8 protein-coding genes are annotated in these 4,387 nt (G+C 59.2%); 2 read left to right on the top strand and 6 right to left on the bottom strand.

The genetic code is table 11. The features are described 5' to 3' along the window. Positions 1-432 (bottom strand): hypothetical protein (locus E3O45_RS17845; RefSeq protein WP_206750276.1); only part of this gene is annotated, 432 nt, incomplete at its 3' end. 470 nt (positions 433-902) lie between these two features. Between E3O45_RS17845 and E3O45_RS08570 the strand changes: the two genes are divergently transcribed. Next, complete coding sequence (locus E3O45_RS08570; protein ID WP_241985291.1) at positions 903-1,448, top strand: hypothetical protein; 546 nt, start codon at positions 903-905, stop codon at positions 1,446-1,448. A gap of 692 nt (positions 1,449-2,140) precedes the next feature. Here E3O45_RS08570 and E3O45_RS08565 read toward each other — a convergent pair. After that, complete coding sequence (locus tag E3O45_RS08565) at positions 2,141-2,479, bottom strand: SdpI family protein (RefSeq protein WP_134443024.1); 339 nt, start codon at positions 2,477-2,479, stop codon at positions 2,141-2,143. A gap of 4 nt (positions 2,480-2,483) precedes the next feature. Further along, the gene (locus E3O45_RS17520; RefSeq protein ID WP_166789439.1) at positions 2,484-2,657 is read right to left on the bottom strand and encodes a hypothetical protein; all 174 of its coding nucleotides are present in this window, start codon (positions 2,655-2,657) and stop codon (positions 2,484-2,486) included. An 86-nt stretch (positions 2,658-2,743) separates the two neighbouring features. Here E3O45_RS17520 and E3O45_RS08560 point away from each other — a divergent pair, with 86 nt between their 5' ends. Beyond that, positions 2,744-3,346 (top strand): hypothetical protein, encoded by a 603-nt coding sequence (locus E3O45_RS08560; protein WP_134443023.1) that lies wholly within the window; start codon positions 2,744-2,746, stop codon positions 3,344-3,346. Between the two features lie 86 nt (positions 3,347-3,432). Here E3O45_RS08560 and E3O45_RS08555 read toward each other — a convergent pair whose 3' ends face one another. The 3 genes from E3O45_RS08555 to E3O45_RS08545 form a co-directional block, all read right to left on the bottom strand. After that, positions 3,433-3,684 carry a type II toxin-antitoxin system RelE/ParE family toxin gene (locus tag E3O45_RS08555; RefSeq protein WP_370450348.1) on the bottom strand — a complete coding sequence of 84 codons (252 nt, stop codon included), beginning with the start codon at positions 3,682-3,684 and terminating at the stop codon, positions 3,433-3,435. Between the two features lie 8 nt (positions 3,685-3,692). After that, positions 3,693-3,968, bottom strand: coding sequence for a type II toxin-antitoxin system Phd/YefM family antitoxin (locus E3O45_RS08550; protein ID WP_134443021.1), 276 nt, complete (start codon positions 3,966-3,968; stop codon positions 3,693-3,695). A gap of 126 nt (positions 3,969-4,094) precedes the next feature. Beyond that, positions 4,095-4,387 (bottom strand): recombinase family protein (locus E3O45_RS08545; RefSeq protein ID WP_134443020.1); only part of this gene is annotated, 293 nt, incomplete at its 5' end.

Genomic DNA, 4,387 nt, shown 5'->3' with positions numbered 1-4,387 from the left:
TTGAACTCCTGGGTAAATTTTCTCCGCGATGCGGTCATGCTGATCTCTACTTTCAGTAACGCCCCATTTTAAGAGGGCCCACTGTCCGAGATATCCGCAGCAGCTCAAAGCGACGTATAGACGGTCTTCGCCCTGCTGCACTCCGCCATTGGGAGCTTTGAGAACGAACCCGATGGTGTGTTTGCTATGGATGTTGTGCCGTTGCTGAATCTTTGTCCAACCGAACCCGACACTGCCGTTGTACGTTCCTTCACGTAAAACGACGGTCCGTCCCGCGGCGTCAGTCTCAGTACCAACGACTTCCGCTCCTTGGGATTCTGCGGACGCGCTTTGCGCACCAAAAGGAAATGACGCAAGTGTGCCCGCGATAATAGCAACAGCAACAGCGATCCCCGTCCGTCCCGTGATTCGACGTTTCCCGTTTATGTTCACTTAGTCCCCCCATTACTCGAAAACCTCACGGTACACCCCGAACAGAGGCGGAATGCAAATCGCTGAACAATGCTGTTCGTTGCCGCAACTGCGCGATCCGGGATCCTCGGAGTCCTGGGCTTTGCTCTCTTTCTGACCGCCCGACTCGCCACTCGACGGTTCTGGCACGAATCCCTCTGAAGAATTAGACCCAGACCGTCCCGTTGGGGGTTCGTGATGGGGCGTGCAGACTCCCCGTATCCCCCCTGTGAGCGCTCTTCTGTTGCGCGTCGTCGGCGCATGCCCCGGCCGGGTAGGCCGGACCGTAGACTCACACTGTACGAGCTGGCGATTGGCAGAGTCGCCATGCACAGCCGTGACCGAAGGAGGGGGTGCTCTTGCGTCGATCTGGTCGCTTTCCTCGGGCGTGGACATTAGCCGTGGCTGCATCTGTGGCGTCCGTCTGCGTATCTCTCACTGGATGCGCATCGATGACGGGCGCGGATGCGGCGAGCCTGGATTCGATCGCCGAGCTCGCGAGAGCTGCTGGTATCGCTCCTGAACTCGTGTACACGACTGAGGTGGACGGCTACGATCTCGCACCGCAGTCGGTCGGGCCGGGTGCTGCAGACGGGATGTCGGCTACCTGGTTCAACAGCAGCACGGGTGCGATGCTGACCATCCGTAGCGATTCCGGTGAACTCACGGAAGCGTCGTGTGCTGCGACACCCCTTTGGGATGCGCCCGGCGGAGCGGTGACGTGTGCCAACGAGGATGGCGTCTGGCATCGGTCGGCTGGAGGCATCCACGAGTACGTCGCGGTGCGAGACGGTGCGCTGATCTGGGTATCCGGAATGAACGACGCGTCGCCAGCGGATCTTCTGACAGCCGCGAAGAAAGTGCACGTGCCATCGGATGCGGAACTCGAACTGCTCTTCTCCGACGTTCCCAAGACTCCGGGCGAACCGGTGGAGCGCGGAGACCTACCTGAGGATGGCGACGGTGCGCCGATCGATCCGACCGGGCCGGGTGGTTAGTTCCACTCCTCCGAATGCGGCCGCTTGCCGGGCCGCTCCTCATATCTCTAGCCCTAATCCTCGTGGCCGGCGAGGCGCCGTCTGAGCTCTAAGTTCTCACCCTGCGCCTTGGCCAGCGCGAGTTGGAGCTGGCTCAGTTCCCTCCGGTAGGCCTCACGTTCGGATTTCAGCCGGGCCGAAAGACCGCACGGCAGCGGACGTGCTGGGGCGCTCATCCGCTCCCGGCGCGGTTACGCGGAGGAGATGTCTGCTTCGAAGCTGTTCGATACCAGCGTCCCCCCTGATGACACCCGACCAAACCAGCGCCGCCCTCGGCATCAAGCGGTACGTTCACCTTACGGTGAACCGCGACAGTCGGCATCGCTTGTCGACGCTCTTTGAAAAGTACACCGGGGGCGTTATCGTCCTGCTTCTCGAATACCAAATGACCACATAGGCGCGGAGTGTCAGATGGGAACGGCCGCGGGGACGTTCGCATTCGGTTTCATGTCAGATCGTCCCGGTGGGGGTTCGGCTTACGGTCGTCTCAGTGCAGACGTCAACAGGGTTGGCTTCACGCGATTCGGTCCCGTTGGAGGTTCCTTGGGTTCTTGCGGGAAACTAACCGACGTCGCTCGGACCGTTCCCCGGTCGGGTGGCGATAAGTCGTCTGCATGGCTTTCCGAATCGACTCTTTAGGTTCATTCGAAAAGTTAGCTGATCGCCGATCGTGCGCCGCGCCAAGCAGCCATGACTGACCATGCCAGGAAGAGCAACAGAATTGCGATGAGGATAGCGTTGGCTTCCGGGATGAATTGTGCCACTCCCGCAGTGATAGCAACAAGTGCGAAGCCAATCCATGACGGCAACCGGGCGGCCTTGTGGCCAGCTGTCCATGCGGCATCACTGGTCATTGTCGGCGGGATTCTGATTCCGATGAAACCGTTCCGACTAATTCTGCCGGAGGCTGCCAGCTGTGTCACGACAACGACAAGGAGCATCGCGGCGGCGAGGATGTAGGCGACACTATTGGTGCCGTATGTGTAGCTCATAACCTCAGGGTAGCGAGGCCGACAGAAACGAAGCGATCTCAGCCAACATCACGCCCCACTCTTTGACATCGCCGACCGTGGTCTTCTTCTGTCCAGCAATACCATCCCGTAGGCCGTTGGCGAAATGGACAGTTTCGGCGCCAGTGCACCCGTCCACGACGATGGGGGCCAGCGGCATCGACACATCCTCTCGCGGCGGTCTAAACATCCGGCTGGGCCACCCGATATCGTGGACCTGTCGATGGAATGAGACGGAGCGACACGGTGACGAGTCTGTTTGAGCGCTGGAAGAAAACCGATACGCGAGCGTGGACAACGGAGGCCGTTGAAGGTTGGCTGGAAAAGGAATTTCGGGCCTATGAGATCCCGTTGGCAGCGATTTCCAGTGCGGACTACCGCAATGATGAAGAGGTCCGTGACGACCTGATCTACAAGCTGTACACAATCACTCATCCTGATGTACTTCAACGCCTGTACAGCGTAGAAGAGAAAGCGATGAAAGACTGCGGCCCTGAGGCCTACGAGGACTATTGGAGGAGCCTGTTCCTGAGGCAGAATCATCGCCCGGGTACCGAAACGGCGCATACGGCATTGACGGATGCGTCATGGCTGGCCTACAACTTGCTGACGATTCAGCACGCGCTGGGGCAGCGCACGTCGATTGTTCTTGAACGCGAAGGTGGTCAGGTGACCGGGGCCAAAGTATATGGAATGTCCGATTACCTCAGCACATTCTTGGTCGCGGTGACGGGTTACCGGGAAGCCGGAACCAACGAGCGTAACTACTATTCCATGGTCACTGGCGACGTAGATGATGTCGGCTTCAACTGGTACCTCGACTGCTTGGCGCGCCACGGAATGATCTAATAGCGCCGGCGGCTGCTCAGTGAGTCCTATCTGCAACGGGCCCGAGAAACCTTCCGTCCCGCTCAGGGTTACTGTTGCGGGATCACTTATCGGGATTCGTATATCTCGCGTCGATGTCCAAGGCGGAGGACGAGCACGATCAACAGGTCGTCGTGAATCTCGTAAATGATGCGGTAGTCACCCGTTCGGACCTGCCATTCGCCAGAGCCTCCAACGAGTTGGATCGCCTTGGGTGGCCGCGGATCGTCTGCCAAGAGTTCGATCGCTGCTTGAACTCGACGTCGAACCTGCGGATCGAACTTTCGCAGTTGCCGTTCAGCGGCCGGTGCGATCTTCACCGAGTAAGTCATACGAGGCCGAGGTCTGCTTTCACCTGTTCCCAAGGAGTCGGTTCGCTTTTCGTGCGACGCATCTCTTCACGGGATTCCTCAGCGGCACGAATATCGGCCATGTCTTCGGCCAATTCAATGAGACGCTCCAAATCGTCGACGTCGATAACAGCCGCAACTCGCCGCCCGCGGCGAGACAAGAAGACCGGCTCGTGCTCGGTGCGAGCCCGGTCGATGATCGATGCGAGCTGGTCGCGTGCATCAGAGACGCTGACGGGGACCGTGGTTGGCATGTTTCAAGCGTACATTCCACTCCCCAGATGTACAAAAGGTCTTCAAATGTACAAATGGCCTCTCGCGCAGGCTTCCCATTGCCGGACCAGCCAGTCCGGCAACGAGACAGCGGTTGAGGGCCCCGATCAATGGCCCGATTCGAACTGACGTTGAATAGTGCGATAAACGGTCGACCGCGCGACGTTGAAGAGTTCCGCCAGTTCCGCGCTGGAGTGAAGGCCGGCGGTGTGGACTTCGATCAAGTGTTTCTGTTGCGCCACCGACAGTTTGGGCTGCTTACCGCGAAGACGTCCTTTCGCTTTGGCCACCTGCATTCCTTCCCGCGTTCTGGCGCGAATCAGGTCCGACTCGAATTCAGCGACCATTGCCAGGACGTTGAAGAGGAGGCGCCCGACCGGGTCGTTCGGATCATGCACCG

It is taken from the genome of Cryobacterium sp. TMS1-20-1 (genome assembly GCF_004402355.1).
Classification (GTDB): Bacteria; Actinomycetota; Actinomycetes; order Actinomycetales; family Microbacteriaceae; genus Cryobacterium; species Cryobacterium levicorallinum.
The sequence above is the reverse complement of the archived record's forward strand: the minus strand, read 5'-3'. Positions and strand labels throughout refer to the sequence as shown.